Origin of the sequence: Pollutibacter soli (assembly GCA_029269725.1) — a bacterium.
In the GTDB taxonomy this organism is placed as follows: Bacteria; Bacteroidota; Bacteroidia; order Chitinophagales; family Chitinophagaceae; genus Pollutibacter; species Pollutibacter soli.
This window is the reverse complement of the sequence record JARJHS010000004.1, coordinates 138,975-164,650: the sequence shown is the minus strand read 5'-3', so window position 1 is coordinate 164,650 and position 25,676 is coordinate 138,975. Positions and strand designations below refer to the sequence as shown.

The window sequence follows — 25,676 nt, the reverse complement described above, 5'->3', positions numbered from 1 at the left end:
TAATTATTGATGAGCTAAAACAGGCTGCATTGGTCGCTGTCCCATTTCCTTCATAAACCGGAAATGTGATGCGATTGCTGATCGGGTGGTTGGGAAGTAATTGTAACGCAGATCAAACTTTTCACAGGTCTCCTGTACAATTTTGCTGATTGCAGGATAATGAATATGACTGATCCTTGGAAAGAGGTGATGTTCGATCTGGTAGTTCAAACCACCCACCATCCAGGTTACAATTTTATTTCTTGAAGCGAAATTGGCTGTTGTCTTCACCTGGTGAATTGCCCATTCGTTTTCAATTTTCTTTGGTTCGATTCCGGCAGCATCAAATTCCGCATGTTCTACCACATGTGCCAGTTGAAATACCAGTGCTAATGTAAGTCCCAATGAGAACTGTACGATTACAAATCCGATAAACCATTTAAGCCATCCTACCATCAAAATCGGAACTACTATATAAACAGCAATAAAGAACAATTTACCAATCCAGAAAATGATATGTTCTTTACGATCCATTTTATTGATCGGAGTAGTATATACTTTTCTTGAAAAATACTTTACATAATCCATGAAGAACATAAATACAGACGTGAATCCATAAAGGATAAACATGTAGTATGACTGGTATTTATGCATCGGCTTCCATGGTTGTGTGCTGCACTCGCGCATGAAAGGCATATTGTTGATATCATCATCGATACCATCAATATTGGTATAGGTGTGATGAACAATATTGTGCTTCAGTTTCCAGAGAAATGCATTTCCCCCGAGGAAGTTATTTGTAAGTCCGAAAGTTTCGTTTACCCATGAACGTGTTGAGAAACTGCCATGGCATGCATCATGCATCACATTGAAGCCAATCGAGGCCATTGCAACACCAAGAATGGCACAAAGAGTAACAGCAAGCGCCCAATGCATAGGTACGAAAAGCAAAAGGAAATACAACCCTGTTGCCAATGGCAACAGAATGAGGGATTTCAGGTAAAGTTTCCAGTTGCCGGTTTTCCTGATTTTATTATCCTCAAAATACTGATCTACTGACGCTTTTAACGCGTTAAAGAAAACTTTGCTTTTATTGTTGAAAGTGACTTTGTGCATGGCGGATACATATTGGCTTAGTCTGAATTCAGACTAACGATTTTTACTGCCTGAAATTTTAAATTTTCAGGTTGCAAATATAGTATTTTAGCCTGTAGCGTCGATGTTAATTAATTCATTTTGAAGGGGACAACCATGTAAAAAACAGGTATGTTTACCTCAAATAGCTCCTTAGAGAGTTGATTTTCCATCTGGTAGGTACCGAACATTTTCCCCAGCTCGGAGCGGAGGTTGCAGCCGCTGATGTATTGATATCTTTCGTCCGGATTGATCACCGGCTGAATTCCTACTACTCCTTCTCCTTCCACTTCCCTCTGGCTGGCGTTACTATCATGTATAAACCAATGACGACGAAGGAGTTTTACAGGAAAGCTATTGTTATTTTCAATCGTAACCCTGTAAGCGAACATGTATTCACTATTGATTGGATTCGAATAATCGTGCTGGTAGAAGCTTTCTACACTGACTCTCACGCCAGATGTGACCTTTGAAACCATAGGGATAGAGCCATTTTGCTAAAGCTACAACAAAATCGTGTTAGTTGTTTTGAAGTTTTGTTACCAAAATCGACCTCCAATCAGCATTATCAGGTTATTTTTGCCGGCGTTGGGAGAATTGCCGCCGCTCGTTAAAGGTTTTAACATTTTTAAAAAAGATCTAATAAATTAAGATATGAGAATTGCTGTTGCCAAAGGAGATGGAATCGGACCGGAAATCATGGATGCAGTGTTGAAAATCTTTGTGGCCAATAATGTGCCGTTGGAATATGAGATGGTTGAAATGGGTAAATGGGTTTTTGATAAAGGCTATTCGAATGGTATGACTCCCGAAGCCCAGCAAACCATCGAGCAATTGGGAATTTTATTCAAAGGACCGATGGAAACTCCCAAAGGAAAGGGTGTGAAGAGTGTGAACGTTACAGCCAGGAAGACCTGGAACACCTATGCGAACAAACGCGTATTCCAGACGCTTCATGGAGTTGATACTGTATTCAGCAAAGCTGGAATTCCGATAGACATCACTGTTGTCCGCGAGAATATTGAAGATACTTATGGTGGAATCGAGCATATGCTTACGCATGATGTTGCTTTAAGCAGGCGTTTCATTACCCGCCCCGGAAGCATGCAGGTGATCAGGTATGCGTTTGAAATGGCTCGTAAAAAAGAAGCAAGAAGAATTACCTGTGGTCATAAAGCAAACATTATGAAGCTGACCGATGGTTTGTTTCTTGAATGCTTTTATGAGGTTGCAAAAGATTATCCTGAGTTGAAATCAGATGATGTGATAGTTGATGATCTGTGTATGAAACTGGTGACCAGGCCGGATACTTTTGATGTTGTTGTGCTCACAAATTTACAGGGCGACATCGTCTCAGATCTTTGTGCAGGACTTGTTGGTGGTCTCGGATTCGCACCGAGTGCAAATATTGGAGATCATATCTGCATTTTTGAAGCAGTACATGGTACAGCTCCGGACATCATGGGCAGGAATATTGCCAACCCGACGGCACTGCTATTAAGCGGACTTTCCATGCTTCGTCACCTGGGCCTGATGGAGAATGCTGCTACCATAGAAAACGCATTATTGTATACGCTTGAAAGCGGTGTACATACCGGTGACTTTGGAGATAAATCCATAAAGTCGCTCAATACGACAGATTTCGCGGAAGCAATAATTGGAAATTTCGGTCGGCTTCCTAAACATGGAGCAAAGCCATCTTGGCCGAATAAACCCGCAACTGTTACTGATTTCAAGCTGCTCGTGAATCCAATGCTTATTTCGAAAGAAACGGAAGAAGAACAAATTGTAGGTGCTGATTTTTTTATCGAAAGCGGAGAACAGCCTGAAGCCATTGCAAAAAAATGCCAGCGTCATGCCGGTGTGAAATTCAGGCTGGTGAATATTGCCAACCGCGGAACACAGGTATGGCCTACCGGTTCTGTATACACGAACCTGGTGAACCAGTACAATGCAAGGTTTGAGTCGCTGGACGGCGAGCCCTTAAATCAACAGGATATCATTGGACTGTATGTGAGTCTGAGCGGTAATTTCAAAATCTGTTCACTGGAATTGCTGAATATGTGGGGAGGGAAGAAGGCCTACAGTCTTGCGCAGGGACAGTAGAGGTGAAACGTAAAAGGCTGAAAGTTTAACGTTAGCTTATCCGGGGAATGAGCATTCGAAAGGGGAAAGTTCCACGACAATTTTCAGGACAAACTGCTTGTTTACATTGTACTTACACAATTAACAGTCAGCATTTTTATAACCTGGAACTAAACTCAGGTTCTCACATTGAACGTTAAACCTTTCACATTAAACACAGTATGTTTTACCCTTTGAACGAATATTTATTCTTCGCAAGGAATAAGCGTACTTTTTCGCGCTGATCACCCTGTATGAGGATTTCACCGTCTTTAACTGATCCGCCCGTTCCGCAAAATGATTTCAATTTTTTTCCGAGATCTTCCATATCATCTTCTTTGCCTAAAAAGCCCGTTACTATCGTGACAGCTTTACCTCCGCGATGCTTTGTTTCATAACGGATCCTTAGGTTCTGTTTTGAAGGGTCTGGCGTAGCTGTTTCTCCGGCAGATTCTTCGAATTGAAATCCCGGGTCCGTACTGTATACATAACCGTTATCATCTGCTTTTTTCTTCTTGTTCATTTCAATTAGGTTTTTCTAATCGTAAACGGCTGTTTCCCTTCTTCCTACTTACTACTTCCTTCTTACTACTTACTTTTTAAACAATCGCTTTCAAACTCAGGTCAAGGCTTCTTGCCTGGTGTATCAATGCACCGACACTTACGAAGTCAACCCCGGTTTCAGCATACGATTCAATATTTTCCAGGTTAATTCCACCACTCGCTTCTGTTTCAAAAATATGATCGATCAATGGCAACGCCTCTTTGATTTGTTCAGGTGTAAAATTATCGAGCATCACGCGAAAAACTTTTCCTTTTCCTGCTTCTACCACTCTCTTTACTTCATCAATATTTCTAGTTTCGATCTCTATTTTAAGTGAAGGATTCCAGATTTGAGTATAGTTCCAGCTTTTCTCAATAGCAGCCTCGATACCTCCTGCGAAATCGATATGATTATCTTTCAGCATGATCATATCGAACAGTCCGAAACGGTGATTAACACCCCCTCCGATCCGGACAGCTTCTTTTTCCAACAGCCTGAAATTCGGTGTGGTTTTTCGTGTGTCTAAAAGTCGCGTATGGTATCCTTTTAATTTATCGGTATATTTTTTTGTAAGGGTTGCAATACCACTCATTCGCTGCATACAGTTCAATACCAAACGTTCGGCATTAAGGATAGTATGAACGCGTGTTTCCACCCGGAATGCTTTTTCACCAATACACATTTCGTCTCCGTCTTTTTTTTCTGCAATGAAATTGGCAGAAGGATCCAGCAACTGGAAAATCTTTTGCGCAACCTGCATTCCGGCAAGAATTCCATTTTCCTTTATTTTTAATTCTGCTTTGCCTTTTGCATCGATGGGTATACAACTGAGGGTTGAATGATCGCCATCGCCAATATCTTCCGTAAGTGCTTCCCTGACGAGGTGTTCAAATCGCTGATCAAATGATATCATGATCTGAAGATAAATAAACCCTGCCTTTTCAGGCAGGGTTCGGGTGGTTATCAATCAAAAACAAAGTCAGATGATTGAAGTATTCAAATTTTATCAGTTACCGGAGGTTTCGAAACGGAGCTCCTGGAGAAATTTCTTATCTCCGCGGACACGCATGAAAATAGTAGTGCGATATTCACCGCTACCTGTCGCGAGGCTACCCACGCAATATTCAGATTCATTGCTATTGCCGCGATGTACTACTTTAAAATTCTTGACGCCACTGTTGGAGAAAAAGTCCCTTAGAATCATTTCTGCCTGGCTTCTGCTGTAAGAATAACTTCGGTCTTTTAATGTAATGTCCACCATATTGTCAAAATACTTTGACATACGAGAAGCATCTCCAACCTTTATAGCAGAAACAACTTCGTCAATAGTGTAAGTATAACGAAAGGATGCAAGAGTAAAGATTAATGCCAGTGGCAGTATGATATGCCTGATTTTCAAGTTCAGATTAATTGCTATGCCTTAATCCCAAAAATGTGCCAGATTTCTACAAAAAGTTATATTCAAAGAACTCATCCATAAACAAGAATTCGGTAAACAGAAATTTTTAACGGCCTTTTTTTATGGGCCGTTCAGTGTTAATCACCTGCCGGACAATTCTTTAGAAATTACTTTTTCGTTGGTTTTATCATGGTGTCTCCATTTCAGCTATTGATAGATATCATGAAAGAAAATGAGTGTATTTCAAAATAACTTTCGATAGTTAAGCAATTCTTTTCATTATTATCCATCTAATATGGATATTCGGCCCCTCAAATCATTAACCTTAAAAACCCATCAGGTTTAAATAAGTATTTTTGGCTATGGACAAGAAAAGATCAATGCTCGTTATTATGGACGGCTGGGGACTTGGAAAGGTGAAGGGAAGCGATGCTATCCAGGCTGCACATACTCCTTTTGTTTCTTCACTATATGCAAAATACCCAAACACAACGTTAGTGACCTGCGGAGAAGCTGTAGGTCTTCCCGACGGACAAATGGGAAACAGTGAAGTCGGCCATCTTAATCTTGGTGCAGGAAGAATTGTCTACCAGGAATTACAAAGAATAAATGTTGCCATCCGTACTGGTGAGTTTGCAAAGAATGAAGTTCTGTTGAAAGCATTAAGGTTTGCAAAAGACAACAACAAAGCGCTGCATCTGCTGGGATTAGTAAGCGATGGCGGAGTGCATTCCCACATTAACCATATCAAAGCAATTACCGGGGTATGTCAGTATATGGGTTTACAACAGGTGTTTGTACATGCATTCACTGATGGCAGAGATACCGATCCAAAAAGCGGATTAGGTTTTTTAAATGAGCTCGATTCGCACCTGAAAGCCACTGTAGGATCAATTGCAACAATCACAGGGAGGTACTATGCAATGGATCGCGACAAGCGGTGGGAAAGGGTAAAGCTCGCTTATGATGGAATGGTACATGGGATCGGCGTAAAAACTGGTAAACCACTGGAAGCCGTCGCCTTATCCTATGACGAAGGAATTACCGATGAGTTTATTAAACCAATAATTACAACTGATAGTAACGGTTTGCCATTGGCAACAATCAAAGATGGCGATGTAGTTATCTGTTTTAATTTCAGAACGGATCGTTGTCGTGAAATCACTGAAGTGCTTACCCAGATTGATATTCCGGAGCAGAATATGCATAAACTTCAGCTGGATTATACCACAATGACTGAATATGATCAATCTTTTCATGGCATCAATGTCATCTTCACAAATGATAACCTTACCAATACCCTTGGTGAAGTAATGGAACATGCGGGTTACTCCCAGATAAGGATAGCCGAAACTGAGAAATACCCTCATGTTACATTTTTTTTCAGTGGAGGTAGAGAAGTTCCTTTCAGCCGGGAGAAGAGAATAATGATGCCTTCTCCGAAAGTAGCGACTTATGATTTAAAACCGGAAATGAGTGCGATAGAAGTTACTGACGCAATAATTCCTGAAATTCTAAATAAGAACGCCGATTTCATCTGTCTGAATTTTGCAAATGCCGATATGGTTGGTCACACTGGTGTTTTTTCGGCTGCAGTGAAAGCAGTTGAAACAGTCGATCGTTGTGTGGAAAGAGTTGTTACAGCAGCTTTACAAAGTGACTACACTGTTTTTCTTACTGCTGATCATGGTAATGCAGATTACATGATTAATGGTGATGGTACTCCGAATACAGCCCACACATTGAATCTCGTCCCGTTATTTGTGATCAGCAATTCGTGGCATGGCAAACTCAAGCCAGGAAAGCTGGGAGATATAGCGCCAACTTTACTCACACTTGTCGGACTGCCAATTCCGAAAGAAATGACAGGGAATATCCTGTTAGAATAATTGTGGCCGATCAAATTCTTCAATTGTAAAATTATCCAGACAATTGTTGTTTGGATTAGAAATTCTATGCAATAACATGCTTGCTAAGTGAATGAAATTTAATTCAATTCTAATTTCACTGAAAAAAAAGCAGATTCAAAGGCCTAATAAGAGATATTTTTTAAGTTTCATCAAGCAGCTTATTTATTTGGAAATTGTCTAAATTACATGGAATCAATCCAGATTTCATGACAGAAGAAGCAATGCTTCATGGATGTATGCATAATGATGCTACTTCCCAGCAGGAACTGTACCTCCGTTACAGTCCTAAAATGTTGTCTGTATGTTACCGGTATGCGAAAAACCGGGAAGATGCAGAGGATATGTTGCAGGAAGGTTTTATCAAGGTGTTTACCCAGATACGACAATTTCAGAATCGCGGTGCTTTGGAAGGCTGGATAAGGAAAATCATGGTACATACCTGTATCAATATCCTTAAAAAGAATAAAAAGTTTACGGAAAGCGTGGATATCATTTATGCTAACAGCGTGCAGATAAAAGAAGATGTTATTCCGTCGATACTGCAGGCTAAACAGGTAATCGAATGTATCCGTATGCTGCCGATGGGCTATAAGACAGTGCTTAACCTTTACGCAATCGAAGGGTATTCTCACAAGGAGATTGGAAACATGCTTGATATTGAAGAGAGTACCAGCAGATCGCAGTACACAAGGGCGAAAGCAATGCTCGAAGATATCCTGATCCGAAAAAAAATTATACAGCGTCCGAAAGAAAAAGAAGAATGGCTATCAGCTGTAAAGATAAATTGACCGGAAAGAAACACCGTACTAACCTACTTTCATGAACTGCTATGGAGAGAAATTTTTATACGGAAGGGTTTGAAGGTTTTTTGAAAGACAAATCGGATCAGTATAAATTATACCCGTCAGATAAAGTCTGGAAAAATATCAATAAAAAACTGCACCCGAAACGCAGGTGGCCTTACCTGGCTGCTGCCCTGCTTTTAGTAGGATTGGGTGTGGGTGGTAAGTTCTATGTTGAAGAAAACAGCGAGGGGCAAACTCTTTCCGCTCCTGTTACAAATGACGGATCAATCCTTTCTCAAAAGAAAAGCAAGGATCTCCAGCAGAATAACACTTCAGGTAAAGCCGAAAACGCTCATCAGTCAAAACCTGGTTCTGCTTCATTGGTTTCTCCTCTGCGCGTTTCATATCTGAACCCGGCATTTAAAAAACCGGAAGTTGTCGAAGACCAAAACAGTTTGACAGGAGATGAATTCGGCAAAACGGGTAATCCCGCTACTGAAACCGATAACTTAATCACTTACCCTGATCTCGCGATGGGAATTGAAGCAGATCAGAAGATTACGAATTCTCCTGATTTGCTGATGAATCGTCCGATTGAAACCATCGGTGCTCCAAATAAATCTTCGCTTGTTAAAAGATCTATCGTTGTTCAGACAAGGGAAGAAAGTGAAGCGCAACTATCTCTGACACAAAAAGCTATTTATAAATTAAGCAGGGTCACCAAAAAGACTGGTTGGGAATTTCACATCGCACCAAGCGTAAGCTACAGGCGCCTGATCGGAAAAGCAACCGACATTCCTTTTAATTACACCGCAGGAACCATGTACAGTACGAACGCTGTGCAGGGTACCGATGTAAGACTTGCAGTTGATCATGATCCATCTATTGGCATGGAAGTCGGCGGAAGTCTTGTATATCCACTAACCAAAAATCTGCGTGTGCGAGCAGGTTTGCAATTCAATTACAATCGTTATCAGATCAAAGCATATAGCTACAAACCGGAACTTGCCACTTTTGGTGTCGACTATAGCGGCGCAAATGCAAGATCAATAAATACTATTTCTTATTATCGTAATTACAGCGGTAATTCTTTAACACGGTTACACAACGAACGTTTCATGTTTTCTGTACCGTTGGGAGTTGAGTTGACTCTGTTTGGCAATGACAAGGTCACTTTCAATGTAGCATCAACTATACAGCCAACGTATATTTTTGATAACAATTCATTCCTGATTTCGACTAACCTTAAAAACTATGCGCAGGAACCAAAGTTGTACCGGAACTGGAATGTGAATGCCGGACTCGAAGGTTTTCTTAGCATCAAAACGGGAAGTTATAATTGGGTTGTCGGACCTCAGTTCAGGTATCAGATACTTTCCAGCTACAAGGACAATTATCCTATCAGTGAACACCTGGTTGATTATGGGTTCAAGATTGGGGTAATGAAGCCGATCAGATAAGTTCATAGTTCTTAGTTCTTAGTTCATAGTTCATAGAAGTGTAGAGTTATTAGTTTATAGTTCATCCTGTGAATGTGAATTGATTATTGTTAAATACGGTTTTGAAGGACAATTTTTCCCCTGATTATCAGTTATTAGCAAAAATCCTGTTGTCCTTTGTCACTGACTTCAGGTGAAATATTTTTGCTTCATGAAATCTATCTGGGCCGTTTTATTTTCACTGCTCGTCTTTTCCTGTTCTTCGAAGGTCAAAGAACAAAAGTTTACACAAAAGGATGCTGCATTCTATCCCATTGAGGCATTTATAAAGGATGAGCTTAGAAAAGTGGATTCGTTGCCGATAGCTGTTTTTGCTGTCAGATCGCTGAACGGGAAAAATGATACGTCGATCGTTGAGAAATCTGTCTTGCATGCAAAAGCAGTCGATCTCATCACTCCTGATATTTCAAAAGAACCTCTCAAAGAAAAATATACAGAATCTGTTTTCATGGACGCAACCATCAATTCCGTAACCATGAGCTACGCGACGGAAGATGAAAATGCGGAGATCAAAAAAATCGACGTCTTTGTCGACCCCGAAACAGAAAAAGTAAAGTACATCTATGTCGAAAAATTAACCTCCAGCGGCGACACTACAGCACTCCGTAAAATGATCTGGACAGCGGGGAAATATCTGCAGATAAGTACAAGCCTCAGCATTAAAAATGGCGGCGATTCAATTGTACAGGAGAAGTACAGTTGGGATTTTATGAACTGATGGAAGTTCATAGTTCATAATTCACAGTTCCCCGGTTTCCAGCTGTTCACAATTAACAGCCGGATGCCTGAAACATCCATATTTCCCTAACCTATTCTTATTGTCGCTCCGTGGACGAGAAAATTATTTATGCCTCTTAATACATCTTCAGACAGATTTTGCCCTTGGAACTCCGGCCGGGGTCTTCAACCTATGAACTTTGACCCATGAACCTGCCTGCCGGTAGCTGACTATGAACTGTTCAACTGCTAACTTTGCAGATAGCATATGAATCAGGAAGAGTTTCAGTTAGTCCAGTCGTCAATACCTGCAGAGCCGGGTATTTATAAATATTTTGATGAGGAACACACATTGATTTATGTGGGCAAAGCAAAGCACCTTCGTAAAAGGGTCAGCTCATATTTCAACAAAAATCAAAACAGTTATAAGACCAACGAACTCGTCAGGAGAATCCGTTCAATTGAGTTTACCATTGTCAACTCGGAGCAGGATGCTTTTCTTTTAGAGAACTCTCTCATAAAAGAATTTCAACCACGATATAATATCAATCTTAAGGATGATAAATCCTATCCGTATATCGTCATCAAGAAAGAAGATTTTCCCCGAGTTTTTCTTACCAGGCGTGTGATCAGAGACGGTTCAGAATATCTAGGACCATTTACATCTGTTGGCAAGGTGCGGGAACTGATTCATTTTACACGACAACACATTCCACTTCGTACGTGCAAGCTGAATCTTACGCCACAAAATATTGAGAAGAAGAAATTCAAAGTATGTCTCGAATATCATTTGGGAAATTGCAAAGGGCCTTGCGAAGGTTTGCAAACTCCAGCTGATTATGCCGAAAATCTTCAACGCCTCAGAAGCCTCTTGAAAGGGAATCTTTCACCAGTGTTGCAGGTGTATAAAGATCAGATGATGCAGTATGTCGAACAACTATCGTTTGAAAAAGCGGAAATTCTGAAGAAGAAGATTGAACATCTGAGGGCTTACCAGGCGAAGTCAACCATCGTCAATCAGAAAATGGGCGACATCGATGTTTTTGCGATTGCCGTGGTGGAAGATGATGCGTACGTGAATTTCCTGATGGTAAGAAACGGTACTATCGTAGATACACAAACGATAACGCTTAAAAAGAAGCTCGATGAATCAGCTGGTGAGTTGCTTTCATTCGCGGTTAATCATTTCAGAGAAACATTCCGAAGTACCGCCCCTGAAATTGTTGTGCCTTTTCCGGTGGAGTACCCGGATGAACAGGTAAAACAAATTATTCCGAAGAGTGGAGATAAGAAAAACCTGATTGAGCTTTCCATAAAGAATGTCGACTATTTTATCCAGGAGCTGCAGAAGAGAAAACGACTTCATCTGCAGGAAGCAGGTGAAGATAAAATGGAAATTCTTGAACAGCTACAGGATGATCTTTCGCTTATGGAAACACCGGTTCATATCGAATGTTTTGATAACTCTAATTTCCAGGGAAGCTATCCTGTTTCTGCAATGGTTTGTTTCAAGGATGGTGTGCCAAGTAAAAAAGATTACCGGCATTTTAATGTAAAGACTGTGCAGGGCATCAACGACTTTGCAACCATGAAGGAAGTTGTTTTCAGAAGATACAAAAGACTTATGGAAAGCAATGAATCATTGCCTCAGCTGGTAATTATTGATGGAGGAAAAGGACAATTGGGAGCTGCTATGGAAAGTATAGAAGATCTTGGATTGACGGGAAGAATGACCCTGGTTGGACTGGCAAAAAATGAAGAAGAGATTTTTTTCGCAGGCGATAAAGACTCCCTGAAGTTGCCTTTTGACGGGCAGTCTCTCCGGTTGATCAGATATATACGTGATGAAGTGCACCGGTTTGGCATCACTTTTCACCGAAAGAAGCGCAGCGGAGGAACGTTTAAAAATCAGCTGGAGGATATAAAGGGTATCGGCAATTCCACGGCGGATACGCTTTTAAAACATTTCCGGTCTGTGAAGAATGTGACGTTGGCCACAATGGAGGAAATCACAAATGTGGTAGGAAAACAGAAGGCTCAGATAGTATATACATATTTCCATCCTGATGATGAAGGAAATTCAGAAAAGGAGGCGGTAAGCACAAATGACGATTAAAAAAAAGGGGGCGTGGATAGAAATCCAACCCCGTTATTAAAATCCAATATCCTATGAAAAACCGTGTTAAAGATAAGGTTCGGATCATTACCCTGACACGTCACCTATAAATTTATTTTTGAATTTTTAGCTGGACATTTTAAAAAAATACGAAAACGTAAAGTCTCTGAGGGTTTCAGATTTAACAGTATCAAAAATTGCGTACTAATACGCAGTGACATAAAAAAAGCGCCGTGCTTTCGCACGGCGCCTGATATTTTTGCTGAATGTTTAATTAGTAAGACCAGAGATCCTGTTCGAAGTTGAAGATTTTTGTTTTCATGTTATCTCCTTCCAGCAGGCGAAGAATAGGATCCTTAATATAACCACTGATGGTCATGTTATACGGATTCTCGATTGTTGACTTCGTGATATAGCTAGAGAAGAAACGACTCTCAAACAATTCTTCCCAACTCATCCTTGCACCAAAGTTTTTTCCATTATAGGCTTCATACTTAGCGAGGATAGGTCTGAGGTCAGGATAGTAAACCCAGAATAACGGAGTTTCACCAAGGACCTGATCGGTACTAGCATCAACTATTGTTTGCAAAGGTGCTATCCCGATAATCCTTGCATACATCCTGGAAGATTCTTTGTCAAATACCCATTCTTCTTTGATCCTGAATTTTTCAACTTTGTCAGGATTAAAATCTTTTGTTACTACTTTCCAGGTCATTATGCCTTTTGCTCCTGTAGGATCTTTGTCAAGATCAGGAATTTCAACCGAATCTGCCTTACCAACTATCGCAGCGGTAATTTTTGACATTTCCAAAGGAGTAGTGAAGCGATCATCAACTGTTGCGTCAAAAGCGCTAACCTCACCGGATTTGATCGCATTCAGTAGGATCAGAATGAAGCGCTGGTTACCATTATCCTCATCAGCTGAGTAACGGAAAGGCAGATTCATTTTCTCCCTGATATCGATCTCTCTCCACACGCGCTGGCGGTACCATGCATCATCCTCACGGATATGCTCATACGCTAACGGTGTTCTTTCTTTTACCAGGTTGCGTTCAATGGCTGCATCGTTACGCAACGATTTCAGGGGTTTGAAAGCATCCAGTGGATCCTTTGGAGGAGCTGCAACTGTAGGCGTAGTATCTTTGGCTACGGCATTCAGATTGGCATTGGAAACTTTTGTATTCGTTTTCTTAGTGGTCGCTTTTTTGGCGGTAGTGCCTTTGGGGCGTGTTGTCTTCTTACGGGTCTGTGCATCAGCCGTGGTAACTACCAGGCCAAAAGCCGCCGCCAGTAAAACGTATTTTGCCAAATGGAATTTCATGGTCAAAGATTTATACTACAAATTAAACGATTCAGTTTCAGTTCTTATTGTTAAAACTATTACTGCAGATTATAAGACAGACTTGTTGGCAATACCCTCTGAGAACCGGAAGGGTCTTTAACTCTGATATCAGTAATCATTACGATAGATCCAGGTTTAACCTTTCCAATGATATTCGCAGCGCTACCGCTCCAACGATTACCTGTATTTGGCTGTTGCATGAAATCTTCACCCTGATTCATCACACCTACATTATAGCTGATTACTTCGTAAGGAGCTTCAAATTCTGATTCCTCAAGTTTGGCTATAACACCAGGCATTGCCCTGAAGGTTGCAGCTGATACACGACCGGGTTTAAGATTTCCAACATAAGCGGTTGGATTAGGTAATCTTTTTACCCGGAACGTAACTTTGCCGGCAACTTTTCCTTCTACTATAACACTGATTGTTTGCTCACCTGTTGCAGATGCAGAAGGTTTAGCAATGTATTTGCTACCACCTGCTTTTGAAATCGAACCGCCTGTAAATGTTGCATTTACTTTCTCGCTACCAGCACCCGCGGTGATAGTCAGCGGATTGTCAACTCCAATGTACAGTACATTCATTTTATCTGCTGATACTGCAACACCAGAAGCAGCTCCAACTGTGTACTCAATGTCTTTTGAAGTTTCCTTCAGTTCTCCGGTTGATGGATCAACGTATTTTACGCTGACATGCATTTTACGTGAACCAGTACCTCCCACATTAAACTTAGTAGTGGCCACACCAGCTTCATCTACCTGGATTGCTTTACCATCAATTGTAACTGTAGGTTTTACAGAAGCGTTGAAGGCACCGAGACCGGCCTGCACTTCCATTTCTTCTCCAGGCATGAAATAGCTGGAGTTTGTCCCGATCAATGGAACGAATTTGTCATAAATAATCTTTACAGAACCTACCTGGTTTGCGCAGTAAGTTGCCACCTGGCTTTCGGTATTCTTGATATCGTTCTGAAATTTGCTCAGCATTGTCAAAGCAGCAACAGTTGGTGTCATGTGGAAATAACTGTTAGTCCAGTCTTTCACAACATTACCAGTTTGTTTGTTACCTGATTTTGAAACCGGTGTTGCCAGGTTCACAGGAATTTTAGCTCCCAGTGCTTTGGTAATTTCCGGATCAATCGCTAAAATGTCTTTTTTGAAGTTTTCAAGCGTAGAGTACAAAGTTTTACCCTGATCTTTTGTATCAAAAAGACGTGTTGCTGCGTCAATATTATCTTCTTTGAAAGATGAGTCTCCGTTGTTCGCGGGATCGAATCCTGCTTCTTTCTTCAGGTCACCTTTCAGTTTTTCGATAGTATTATATGCCTGATCAGCAAGCTGTTTGGCTTTGTCTGCTTTAGGTTTCCAGATGGCTGCTTTCTCAGCAGTTTTTGGATCTTTCAGCAGCTCATTAAAGTTGGAATAAATAGAAGCTGTTGTTGTGTTCAACACTGTGTTAGACTGCAAAAGACTATTATCAACCACTTTGAAGGCGTTAATAATTTCTGCAGATACGTTCAGCGCAAGCAATGCGGTCAACACGAGGTACATCATGTTGATCATCTTTTGCCTGGGCTCTTTAGGTAGTGCCATGAGTTTTCTGGATTTAAATGTTTAGAGTTAGGTTTTTCACTACTATGGCGTCGATTAACGACCCTGCATGGCAGCTAACATATTTCCGTAAACATTGTTCAGGTTACCGAGGTTTTTAGCCAACAGTGCGATCTGCTCCTGAGTTTTCTTGGCGTCATCTGCGCTGGTCTGGAGAGTGCTTGAAGCATTTACCAGGCTACCGTAGAAATTGTTCATTGCTTTCAGATGGTTGTTTGCATCCTGCAATTCGATTTCATAAATGGTATTCAGTGATCCAAGATTTTTTGTCAGGGTCTGTACCTGCTCATGGAAAGCTTTTGTGCTGTCAGCAGCCTGATTGAAATGCTGTACTGTGCTTGCAGCACTTACATAAGCATCTTTCATTGTACCGAGAGCAGTTGCAGCTTCTTTTGTCTTTTTAGTATAGTCAGCAGTTGCAGAACTGATATCAGCGATATCGCTCATTTTTTCAACTGTAGTTCCAAATTTTGAAAAGTTATCGCTCAGTCTTTTCAGATTAGCAGGATTGATTTCTGCTTCCTGGAGCATTTTGTCCATGTGAGCGAGTGCAGGATTTCCGCCTGGTTTTGTTATTGCACCAGCAAGGCTATCTGCAATTTTTGTCATTTCCTGACCGGGAGGTGGTAAGAATGCATAGAAGATGAAGATACCAGCTTCTGTCAACAGACCTACGGTCAGCATAAAGTCTGCATACGGTTTGTGTAATATTTTAGCCCAAGCTCCAAAGATTACGACTGCTGCGCCTACGCATACAATGATATTCGCGAGCTTGTCAACTGATTTGTTTGTACCTGCCATGATTGATGTTTTTAGAATTGATTTAAATTGTTTTTCAGGGAATAAGATGCTATGTAAAGTTTTCACACTCTACATAGCATTTTGGATTTAGTAAAAAGTTTATTAGAAATGAACTATAGATCTTATTTATTTTTCTTACCAGCAGTTGGGGGAAGATCAATTACACAGCGGAAACCAATGTATGATTTAGCAGTATCCATGTATTCATAATTACGCGCGCTGGTCTGGAGGAAGTATCCTACGTCTTTCCAGCTACCACCACGGATTACTTTACGTTTCATACGTGGAGGATCGCTTTCTTTTGCATTCCAGCGGATGTCCGGGTTCATGTCGTGCTGGAAGTTGTAAGCACCTTCATAATACAGTGAAGAAGTCCATTCGGCAACATTACCTGCCATGTTATACAGACCGAAATCATTAGGCCAGTATGCATCAGCACGAACGGTATAGAATCCACCATCTTCAGGATAGTTACCACGACCAGGTTTAAAGTTAGCCAGCAGACATCCTTTTTTGTTTCTCAGGTAATATCCACCCCATGGGTATGGAGCCTGTGAGCGACCACCGCGGGCTGCATATTCCCATTCTGCTTCCGTGGGTAAACGAAAATCAGATTCGGTTACACGCTTTTTGCTTTCAAGGAATGAGTTGAGGTAGTTTGTTCTCCATTCGCAGAACGCAGTTGCCTGTTTCCAGTTTACACCAACTACAGGATAGTTGCCGAATGCAGGATGTGAGAAATATCTTTTTGACATTGGCTCATTATAAGAGTAAGAGAAATCACGGATCCAAACCAGTGTGTCAGGATAGATCTTGATGTCCTTCTTTACAATGAACTGTGAGCGAGGTTTTGTAGAGTTTTCCCTTTTTGCAGCTTCTTTATAATCGAAGATCTCGGAACGATACACGAGCTTTTCTGCATCAATTTCTTTTTTACCAAATACCCTGTTGTCAGGAGTAACGATCATCGCGTTCAACTGCTCAAGAGTCTTTGGATCACTCCATTTGATTGTTGTTGCCTTTTTCCAGTCGATGATTTCGTTACCATCACCACCAGCTTTCTTGTAGTTCAGAATAGTTGCCGCGATTGAGTCGCGCACCCATTGCATAAACTGACGATACTCATTGTTTGTGATTTCGGTTGCATCCATCCAGAATCCGTTAATGGAGATTTGTTTGTTACGCGCAGTGAACGAGTAACTGATATCTTCATCGCTCGGACCCATGTGAAATGTTCCCTGGGGTACGTATACCATGCCTGGAGGCTTGGGGAGGTTGTACTTTCCGCCGGGTGCGACACCATGTAATTGCCCATCCGTGATTGCACCCTTGGACTTAGACTTGCCAAGTTTGCCACAACTCGACACCACGAATGTGATCAGAGTCAGTGTTAACAGGTTGAGCAGGAGGCTTTTCATTTTCATAAAAAAAATTAAAGGGTATGTGGACAAATATAAACTAAAAAATTCAATAGATTTTTTATGCTAAGTGACCTAATTTTTATTTTTAACAAGGCGAAAACACAGGGTTTCAGCCTATAAATAAACGTTAGCGGAAAACAGTTATTGTGCCTCATATTTTTTAAGTTAGCTTCTCCTTTTCAACTAATTGAAGAAATTCTTCAGGATCTGTTACCGGTTTTAAACAGGAATAATCCCGGCATAAATACAAATACGTTTCTTTTGCTGTCGGCTTTCCATCATGTAGCGGATTACCCATTTCCGGAGCATTGCTGAATTGAAATATGCGATTTGGTATAAAAGTTTTCAACAACCGTTCCGATGCCACTTTTGACTGCTCACCCAGAATCAAAATCTCCATTGTCCCCGCAAAATGCTCAAGTAATAATCCCGCCCAGAATCCAAACGAAGACGGATAGCGCAGTATCATTTCGTGTAAAGAGATCAGCATTTGTTCTGATTTCTCTACCCATTCCTGCCTGTCCATAAGTTTTCCCAGCCGTAAAAAATTATCCGACATGATCGCATTGCCAGAAGGGACGGATCCATCATACCAGTCTTTCTTTCTTAGCACAACATCACTTTGATTTCTGCCTGTATAATAGAACAAGGGTGATTCACTATCTGCAAAATCTTCAAAAACCTTCGAAGTGAGTTCCTCCGCATCTTTAAGCAATTCTGTATTGCCATTGACTTCGCTTAGGCGGATCATAGCATATATGAGATAAGCCAGATCGTCTAAAAATGCCGGATATTTTGCCTGCCCTTTTTTGAACGTGTGATACCATTCGCCGGTTGCCTGGTTTCTGAATCGTTCAAAAATGAAAGCCATATTCTTCTCAGCAGTATCCAGCCATTTTCTGTTTCCCGTCGCTGCGAATGCATTTGTTAGCGCCACATTCATTAATGCATTCCATCCGAGTAAACACTTGTCATCAAGTCCGGGAACAACTCTTTTTTGTCTTTCTGTTAACAATCGGGCGCGGGCTGTCGCGACTTTCTGTTTTAATTCTTCTTTTGAAATTGCATGCTTCGAGGCGAATGCATCATCTGCCTGTTTTTTAAAGGGGATATTTTCATTCTCCCAGTTGCCTGCTTCGGTAATATCAAAATATTTCGCCAGGAGCGCACTGTCCTCTCCTACCACTGAATCAAATTCTGCCCTTGTCCACACATAATATTTTCCTTCTACGCCTTCGCTATCTGCATCAAGTGCTGCATAAAATCCAAATTCCTCGCTCATCATTTCGCTGGTCATAAAATGCAAAGTCTCGTCAAGCACATCTGCAAAATCCTGCTCACCGGTAACTTTATACGCATCTGCAATTGCTATTGAGATCAGAGCGTTGTCGTAAGTCATCTTTTCAAAATGGGGAACCAGCCATTCTGTATCCGTAGAATATCTTGCAAACCCTCCGCCGATATGATCATAGATTCCTCCCCGCATCATTTTCTTCAATGTGAGTATTGCATGATTCAAACCTTCTTTGTCTCCAAACAGAAAATCATATATCATTAAAAACCGGACCATGAAAGTCTGCGGAAATTTTGGAGCGTAACCAAACCCTCCCCAGGTTTTATCTGCAGTTTGCATTAAAGCATCGCGCATTTCCCTCAGCTGCGATTTTTCAACCAGCTTTTTTCCCTTCAGATTTTTCAACAGATCAGCGCCGATCCCAATATGATTAGCGTTTTCAAGATGATCGATCATCTGAATCGCTTGTGCTTCAACTTCGGCTCTGCGTTCCCGATAGGCCTGCGATACACCCTTCAAAACATCTTTCCAGGACGGCCGGTTATGTACCGGTCGCGGTGGAAAATAAGTGCCTCCGTAAAAAGGTTTTCTATCGGGCGTAAGAAAAATATTCAATGGCCACCCACCACTTCCTGTCATCGCCTGCAAGGCATCCATGTAGATATGATCTAAATCGGGCCGTTCCTCACGATCAATTTTAATATTGACAAAATCCCTGTTCATGATTTCAGCTACACCAGCATCTTCAAAACTCTCACGCTCCATTACATGGCACCAATGGCAAGCAGAGTAACCGATACTAACCAGGATAGGTTTGTCTTCGGCAACCGCTTTGTCAAGTGCTTCCCTGTTCCAGGGATACCAGTCGACCGGGTTGTGCGCATGCTGCAGCAGGTACGGACTGGTTTCTTTTATCAAATGATTTGCTTCTGCCATTATAAAAAAATAAAGACAACCCGAGCCCGGGTTGTCCTTGTATATCACTAAATGCGTTAAAGTTTAATCGAAATTTTTTATTATTTGGATTTGAGATTTTCAGCAAGGAATCTCTCAAGCGCAGCAACCATCGACGGAACCTGAGGTTCCGGCGCTTTTATATGCAACTCAAGACCTGCATCAACAATTGCTCTTGAAGTGTTGTTTCCAAAGGCACCAATGACTGTTCCGTTCTGATTATAGGCAGGAAAATTTTCCAAAAGACTTTTCACACCACTTGGAGTGAAAAAGCAAATTACGTCAAATTCAGTCCTGGTCATCTCCTCCTTCACATTATTGCTGATGGTACGATACATGAAAGGAGTAGCAAACTCACATTTATTTTGTTTGAGCCAGTTTACAATTTCATTATCCTGCTGATTTTCGGAACAAGGATAAAGGAAGTTCTCGTGCTCTTTATGTTTGTTTATTACGTCAAACAGACCTTTGTTGGTACCGTCTGCGCTGTAAAACACCTTTCTTTTTCTATATAATATGAATTTCTGGAGATAAAGAGCCACCGCTTCTGAAATACAGAAATATTTCGTGTCCTGGGACACATTGACTTTCAGCTCTTCACAAATCCTGAAAAAATGGTCAATAGCATTTCGGCTGGTAAAAATTACCGCGCTGTATTGCGCAATTTCAATCTTCTGTTTCCGGAACTCCTTGGCGGGAATGGCTTCCACACGAATAAAAGGCAGAAATTCCATCTGCACCTGAAATTTGCGGGCAAGCTCAAAATAAGGCGATTTGTCGGATTCAGGCCTTGGCTGCGTTATGAGTATTTTTCTGATAGTTTTTGCGGCTCCCGCCACATGCTTACCGTTCTTTACCATATTCAGATTACGCCTCGTTGGTTGTGCAAATTTAAAACTTTCTAACTAAATAGATTGAATAAAACCTTGTATAATACCAATATAGGAATGATCTCAAAAGAAATGATGAAGATGAGGAATTGTAATTGATTAATTTTTAAACCTTTATGTGCAAGCTGGAAGGACCTGGCCCACCGATATAAAAGCAAACCAGCAAGAATCAAATAACAAAAAAACAGCACCGTTTTGGACCACATGTGTTCCGAAACCGCCAGCAACAAGCCCGCCGGGAGTAAAATAAATCCTGCAAATTTGTTCACCAGGGACACCACGAAATTATAGGTCTCTGCTTCCTCATTGCGACCAAGTATCCAACCCATAAATCGGATAAAAATGTACTTAACCATATAAACGAGAGCGAGCACCAACACACAAAAACCAAAAGCAACCCATTGATTATCAATCTTTTTTACCAACCCATAATAGTTCAGTAGAAAATATCCGAACAATCCGCCGCTTAAAACGAAGAATATATTCAATAATAATGAAGGCAACACCTCCTGTATCAGCTGTTCCCTGATTTGCTTCTGCCTGAGCGCAGAGTTGAAAAAAACCCGGGAAATATCCCCGAAATATTTCGGGAAAATAAGTTTGAGAAACGCCAGGTAAAAAAGAAGGCCTGCAAAAACATAAAAAACCCAGTCGGTTTTAGGAGCTGTCCTTTCCAACGCAACCATTAAAATTCCTTTTTTGGTGGCGTGATAAGTTGGATGCGCAGCCATATAACCTCCGGAAGCGATTCCGTATATTGACTGAAGAGAGTCGGGACGAAATCTGGCGAGTGGATCTTTTAATCCCGCGTCTGCGGGCCTTTTGGAAACCGGATAGGTTGTTGTGTCGGCGAGAGTAGTGTCTAACCCAGTCTGTGATTTTATAGCGTCTGAAATTACTGGTTTAGGAGTGGCTGGCCGTTTAATCTTCGCCGTGTCTTTAACCTGTTGAATTGGCGGGCTGTCTTTTTTTACAATGGCATTATCCTGTCCAAAAGAAGAAAAGGACCAGAGTATAAGGAAGCAGATCAGAGGAAACAATGCACGCGGCGGAAACTTCATTGTTGCAAAAATATTGGTTGCCGTTCAGATCCGAAAAATCGATTAAAACAAACTCACAAACCCGAAATGTATTTTGGACTGACGAAAATTTAATGCTAAATCATCCCTTTTTCCGACTGCATAGGTGAGGTTAAACAGTCCGGCCCGGGTTTCGAAAGTCATTCCCATTCCAAAACCCAGGTACCCATGTTTCATTTTTTCTGTATAACTATTATTATTTGCCCACGCCAAATCTGTAAAACCGAAAAGAAATGAGTTCAAACCGATACGGTACCGGTATTCCAAGGTTCCCACGGTGTAAAAGGTGGCATAAATACTTTGTTCGTCGAAACCGCGCAGTATCCTGTAACCACCGATCTGGAAAATTTCATTTTTGAAAGGATTTTCAGTTTGGATCCAACCAGCCTGCACAGCCGTTTTAAACGTTGATTGTTTACCCATCCGGAAATACTGGGCAGCATTTAGCTTGCTGTTTAAAATATAGGTTTTCAACTTCAGGGTATCATACAGTGACGCATAATCGAATAAGTCGCCTGTACTTTTTCCAAGGTCAGTTATGTTCTGGTTTTTCCGGATATTTCTCAAACCTCCGCTCAGCATTATATTGATTTCGGTTCCCCGCGTGGGGTTGAAACGGTAATCCGTTGTAATCCGCTGATATTCCACTCCCAGGTTAGAAGTATTGACATCCAGGTACTGTGGCAAACTATGCGTTTGCTTTATATAGTTTGTATCCACCGTGAGAAGATTTGTGGTCAGATTTCGATAAAATATTCGTCCGGTTTCCCTGGCAGAAACGATATACTGAAGCCCTACTGAAAAATCGATATTGATAAATGATGAGTCTTTCTTAAAAAGATCGAAACTGAAGTCAAGTCCGAAATTGGTTCTGAAAATATAGGGATGCTGATATGCAAGTTTTAACCTTGGAGATTTTATCTGCACCTGCTGCCAGTTTGCAATGATGGTTTCTCCCGCACCTAATGCATTCTGCAAATGAACATCAGCTTCACCAGTGAGCAACATTTTTCCGTTTAACTGAGTATTGTCCGGTAAAAAACCTACGAGAACGTTGATCTGACTGCTTTTCTTAGGGTCGAGATAAAGATTCAGGGTTGAACCAGTCCCCAGCATAGTCATGTCCCATTTTTTCGATTCCTTGAGATACGGCAGTTCAAGAATTTTTCTGCTGATCTGATCCAGGCTCGATTTATCATAAAGACTTCCAGCTGGTATATCGAGGTATTTCTGCAGGAAATGGTTTTTAATTTTAGCTTTTCCAATAACAGAAATGCTGTCGATCTTATAAAGGGGTCCTCGGGAAACTACAAGGTCGGCATAAATGGTATCAGTATTCCATTCTTTGTAATTTACCTGCACAGATGCGAATGGATATCCATTATTTTCCAGCCAGACAAGCTGCCTTTCTTTTAGAAGTTCCACCTGGTTTGGGTTCCACCTGTTTACTTTTTTCTTGCCAAAATCCCAACCCGCTTCCTTTAAAAGTTCATGATCAGCTTCAGCTACCTTCAATTTGAAAACCTGGTTCGATTCACCGATATAAATCCATGCTTTTGCAGACGCACTATCCACTGCAAGGCTATCAAGTGATGCATTGTAAAACCCTTTTTTGCGAAGCATTTGCTGTAAACCCGAAGTGTAAACAACACATTCTTCCCTGTTTCGAAAGCTGGTGGTTATACCCAGACGCTCTGGCCGGATGGTCGTATCTTTGTCGACAAATTCGATTGTCAGCGGATAGTTCTCCTGCGCGGCCAGGCTGCCCTGAAGCAGGAAAATCAGTAGAAAAAGGTAAGCGATCTTTATTGCCGCGGGCATGGGTGCAAAACTACATTGGTTATTATAAACAGCAGGGTATTTGGCGGGCATTTACATTCATATTCCGTTTTGCAGGAAAGCCTGCCACTATTGTAACTTCTTTTTTTCCACGACTTTACAATTAAAGAACGAAGTTGTCGATGCAATATTGAGGGAAATTGAACTTACTACCGGAAGGAAGACAGAACCGATCGAAACGATCTATTTTGGAGGTGGAACCCCATCCCTCCTGACAACTGAGCAATTAAAAAAGATCCTCGGCAAACTGCATGTAGAATTCATGGTCAGCGAATCCGCAGAAATCACCCTCGAAGCCAATCCGGATGACATTAATGCTTTTTTGGCTGAAGACTGGCGAAGAATGGGTATCAACCGGCTCAGTATCGGCATCCAGTCATTTTACGATAACGACCTGGAATGGATGAACAGAGCACACAATGCTTCGCAGGGATTGAATTCAATAGAACTCATCCGAGGTGCAGGTTTTGAAAATTTCAGCATCGACCTGATTTTTGGTGCACCTGTTACATCAATGGACCAATGGAAAGATAATGTGTCTAAAGCTGTCCAATTGAACATTCCGCATATCAGCAGCTATGCGTTAACGGTAGAACCCGACACTGCTCTCGATAAAATGATTCGCCAGAAAAAAAAAATGAACACTGATCCGGATGAACAGGCGAAACAGTATGAATACCTCATGGATGCCATGACTGCAGCTGGATATGAACACTATGAAATTTCCAGTTTTTCCCTACCGGGAATGCATAGCCGTCACAATTCATCTTACTGGAAAGGTGTTCCGTATTTTGGTTTCGGACCTGGCGCTCATTCATTTGATGGCCAACAACGCAAGTGGAACATTTCATCCAATCCAGCTTATATAAAGTCAATCAATGAAGGAAAAATACCATCAGCATCAGAATTGATTACTCCCATTAAAAGGATGAATGAGTATATCATGACTTCTCTGAGAACTGCACCAGGAATCGATCTCCAGTTTTTTACTGAAAGTTTTGGGGAAGAGAATCTGAAGCAGTTGCAGACCGGCTTTAAAACTGCAATCACCAATGGACACGCGATCCTAAATAACGATCAATTTTTTCTAACGAAAGAAGGTAAATTATTTGCAGATGGAATTGCAGCGGATCTTTTTTTCCCTGAATAATCAGATCAATGTTTCTTCAATCAGTTTGAATCCTTCCTCAGCAGGCAGTTTCTCCCAGAGTATCCGGTAAATTGTTTCAGCGATCGGCATTTCCGATTTCATTTCACGGTTGATCTGAAAAATGCATTTTGAGGCGTTATACCCTTCTGCATACATATTCATCTCGAGCCGCGCGGCGTGCACAGAATACCCCTTCCCGATCATATTCCCAAAAGTCCGATTTCGCGAAAACAACGAGTAGCAGGTCACGAGCAAATCACCCATATAAACGGATGCCGCATAGTTTGGCGATTTTCCCGGATGCATTTCATCTTTCAATGCATGTACACCAACCTCAATATTTCTTGCACCCGCCAACCTTAAAAACCCAGCCATTTCATCAGCGCAATTGGCGATAAACACACTCAGAAAATTATCGCCATACTCCAGCCCGTGCGCGATACCAGAACCTAAAGCATAGATATTTTTTAGTACAGCTGCATACTGTACACCATAGACATCAGTATTTACAACCGTATTGATATAGGGCGTTTTGAAACAATTTGCTATCGCTGCAGTTTCATCTTCGTTTATCCCCGAAAAAGTGAGGTAGGAAAGCTTCTCTGCTGCCACCTCTTCTGCGTGACAGGGTCCCATTATCGTAAAATACCTTTCCAGCGAAACATTGTAAGCGGATTGAAGAAAGTCATTCAGCAGCTGATTATTGTCCGGAAGAATACCTTTTACTGCAGAAAGTATTTTTTTCCCCTTCAAAGTATCTTCAGTTATGCCTTCCAATGAGTCTTTCAGATAAGCAGAAGGTATTGCAATCAAAACATGATCAGCCTGTTCAAAAACAGAGGCAGGTGAGGTCGTCAGACTAAGCAGAGACGTATCAAAATAAACGGAACTCAGGTAATTCGGATTGTGATGCCTTTTTTCGAGGTGCTGCACCATCTTCTCATTTCTCACACACCAGCAAATCTTATGACCATTATCAGTGAGAATTTTTACCAATGCAGTACCCCAGCTCCCGCTGCCAATCATTCCGAATATCATGCAGATCGTTTTAAAAAAAAAAGCGCTCCGCAACCGCGGAACGCTGTAAAT

The 25,676-nt window shown here is 41.3% G+C and carries 21 protein-coding genes; 7 read left to right on the top strand and 14 right to left on the bottom strand.

What is annotated here, in order from left to right:
- Nucleotides 1-3: 3 nt before the first annotated feature.
- Together P2W82_RS11695 and apaG are read right to left on the bottom strand one after the other, a co-directional pair.
- On the bottom strand, nucleotides 4-1,095 hold the full coding sequence (locus P2W82_RS11695; protein WP_336516068.1) for a fatty acid desaturase family protein: 1,092 nt from the start codon (nucleotides 1,093-1,095) through the stop codon (nucleotides 4-6).
- Nucleotides 1,096-1,205: 110 nt separating this feature from the next.
- Nucleotides 1,206-1,592 carry a Co2+/Mg2+ efflux protein ApaG gene (gene apaG / locus P2W82_RS11690; RefSeq protein WP_336516067.1) on the bottom strand — a complete coding sequence of 129 codons (387 nt, stop codon included), beginning with the start codon at nucleotides 1,590-1,592 and terminating at the stop codon, nucleotides 1,206-1,208.
- Nucleotides 1,593-1,767: 175 nt separating this feature from the next.
- On the opposite strand from apaG, the gene P2W82_RS11685 reads away from it, so the two are divergent.
- Nucleotides 1,768-3,219, top strand: a complete 1,452-nt coding sequence (locus P2W82_RS11685) for an isocitrate/isopropylmalate family dehydrogenase (RefSeq protein ID WP_336516066.1) — start codon at nucleotides 1,768-1,770, stop codon at nucleotides 3,217-3,219.
- Nucleotides 3,220-3,424: 205 nt separating this feature from the next.
- Here P2W82_RS11685 and P2W82_RS11680 read toward each other — a convergent pair whose 3' ends face one another.
- The 3 genes from P2W82_RS11680 to P2W82_RS11670 all read right to left on the bottom strand — a co-directional run bounded on the left by P2W82_RS11680 (nucleotide 3,425) and on the right by P2W82_RS11670 (nucleotide 5,180).
- On the bottom strand, nucleotides 3,425-3,760 hold the full coding sequence (locus tag P2W82_RS11680) for a translation initiation factor (protein WP_336516065.1): 336 nt from the start codon (nucleotides 3,758-3,760) through the stop codon (nucleotides 3,425-3,427).
- A gap of 76 nt (nucleotides 3,761-3,836) precedes the next feature.
- Nucleotides 3,837-4,694, bottom strand: coding sequence for a carboxylating nicotinate-nucleotide diphosphorylase (gene nadC, locus P2W82_RS11675; protein WP_336516064.1), 858 nt, complete (start codon nucleotides 4,692-4,694; stop codon nucleotides 3,837-3,839).
- Nucleotides 4,695-4,787: 93 nt separating this feature from the next.
- Complete coding sequence (locus P2W82_RS11670; RefSeq protein ID WP_336516063.1) at nucleotides 4,788-5,180, bottom strand: DUF4783 domain-containing protein; 393 nt, start codon at nucleotides 5,178-5,180, stop codon at nucleotides 4,788-4,790.
- 362 nt (nucleotides 5,181-5,542) lie between these two features.
- On the opposite strand from P2W82_RS11670, the gene gpmI reads away from it, so the two are divergent.
- The 5 genes from gpmI to uvrC all read left to right on the top strand — a co-directional run bounded on the left by gpmI (nucleotide 5,543) and on the right by uvrC (nucleotide 12,207).
- Complete coding sequence (gene gpmI, locus P2W82_RS11665) at nucleotides 5,543-7,069, top strand: 2,3-bisphosphoglycerate-independent phosphoglycerate mutase (protein WP_336516062.1); 1,527 nt, start codon at nucleotides 5,543-5,545, stop codon at nucleotides 7,067-7,069.
- 227 nt (nucleotides 7,070-7,296) lie between these two features.
- Nucleotides 7,297-7,878: an RNA polymerase sigma factor gene (locus P2W82_RS11660; protein ID WP_336516061.1), complete on the top strand. Its 582-nt coding sequence runs from the start codon at nucleotides 7,297-7,299 to the stop codon at nucleotides 7,876-7,878.
- A gap of 41 nt (nucleotides 7,879-7,919) precedes the next feature.
- Complete coding sequence (locus P2W82_RS11655; RefSeq protein ID WP_336516060.1) at nucleotides 7,920-9,335, top strand: hypothetical protein; 1,416 nt, start codon at nucleotides 7,920-7,922, stop codon at nucleotides 9,333-9,335.
- A 190-nt stretch (nucleotides 9,336-9,525) separates the two neighbouring features.
- Complete coding sequence (locus P2W82_RS11650) at nucleotides 9,526-10,092, top strand: hypothetical protein (protein ID WP_336516059.1); 567 nt, start codon at nucleotides 9,526-9,528, stop codon at nucleotides 10,090-10,092.
- Between the two features lie 267 nt (nucleotides 10,093-10,359).
- Entirely contained in the window at nucleotides 10,360-12,207 is a 1,848-nt protein-coding gene (gene uvrC / locus P2W82_RS11645; RefSeq protein ID WP_336516058.1) for an excinuclease ABC subunit UvrC, read from the top strand.
- Between the two features lie 274 nt (nucleotides 12,208-12,481).
- Here the strand turns inward: uvrC and porN are convergent, their stop codons facing one another.
- From porN to P2W82_RS11605, 8 genes are all read right to left on the bottom strand, one after another.
- Entirely contained in the window at nucleotides 12,482-13,528 is a 1,047-nt protein-coding gene (porN, locus tag P2W82_RS11640) for a type IX secretion system ring subunit PorN/GldN (RefSeq protein WP_336516057.1), read from the bottom strand.
- Nucleotides 13,529-13,587: 59 nt separating this feature from the next.
- Nucleotides 13,588-15,141, bottom strand: a complete 1,554-nt coding sequence (porM, locus tag P2W82_RS11635) for a type IX secretion system motor protein PorM/GldM (RefSeq protein ID WP_336516056.1) — start codon at nucleotides 15,139-15,141, stop codon at nucleotides 13,588-13,590.
- A gap of 54 nt (nucleotides 15,142-15,195) precedes the next feature.
- A complete protein-coding gene (gene porL, locus P2W82_RS11630; protein WP_336516055.1) occupies nucleotides 15,196-15,960 on the bottom strand; it encodes a type IX secretion system motor protein PorL/GldL in 765 nt (254 codons plus the stop codon).
- A 122-nt stretch (nucleotides 15,961-16,082) separates the two neighbouring features.
- Complete coding sequence (gene porK / locus P2W82_RS11625) at nucleotides 16,083-17,384, bottom strand: T9SS ring complex lipoprotein PorK/GldK (protein ID WP_336516054.1); 1,302 nt, start codon at nucleotides 17,382-17,384, stop codon at nucleotides 16,083-16,085.
- Nucleotides 17,385-17,541: 157 nt separating this feature from the next.
- Entirely contained in the window at nucleotides 17,542-19,611 is a 2,070-nt protein-coding gene (locus tag P2W82_RS11620) for a thioredoxin domain-containing protein (RefSeq protein ID WP_336516053.1), read from the bottom strand.
- Nucleotides 19,612-19,691: 80 nt separating this feature from the next.
- Nucleotides 19,692-20,489, bottom strand: coding sequence for a uroporphyrinogen-III synthase (locus P2W82_RS11615; RefSeq protein ID WP_336516052.1), 798 nt, complete (start codon nucleotides 20,487-20,489; stop codon nucleotides 19,692-19,694).
- Between the two features lie 41 nt (nucleotides 20,490-20,530).
- A complete protein-coding gene (locus tag P2W82_RS11610) occupies nucleotides 20,531-21,580 on the bottom strand; it encodes a DUF4271 domain-containing protein (protein WP_336516051.1) in 1,050 nt (349 codons plus the stop codon).
- A gap of 42 nt (nucleotides 21,581-21,622) precedes the next feature.
- Nucleotides 21,623-23,470, bottom strand: a complete 1,848-nt coding sequence (locus P2W82_RS11605; protein WP_336516050.1) for a BamA/TamA family outer membrane protein — start codon at nucleotides 23,468-23,470, stop codon at nucleotides 21,623-21,625.
- Between P2W82_RS11605 and hemW the strand changes: the two genes are divergently transcribed.
- Complete coding sequence (hemW, locus tag P2W82_RS11600) at nucleotides 23,460-24,587, top strand: radical SAM family heme chaperone HemW (RefSeq protein ID WP_336516049.1); 1,128 nt, start codon at nucleotides 23,460-23,462, stop codon at nucleotides 24,585-24,587. The genes P2W82_RS11605 and hemW overlap by 11 nt on opposite strands.
- Here hemW and P2W82_RS11595 read toward each other — a convergent pair whose 3' ends face one another.
- Nucleotides 24,588-25,625: an NAD(P)H-dependent glycerol-3-phosphate dehydrogenase gene (locus tag P2W82_RS11595; protein WP_336516048.1), complete on the bottom strand. Its 1,038-nt coding sequence runs from the start codon at nucleotides 25,623-25,625 to the stop codon at nucleotides 24,588-24,590. It abuts the gene before it with no gap.
- Nucleotides 25,626-25,676: the final 51 nt, after the last annotated feature.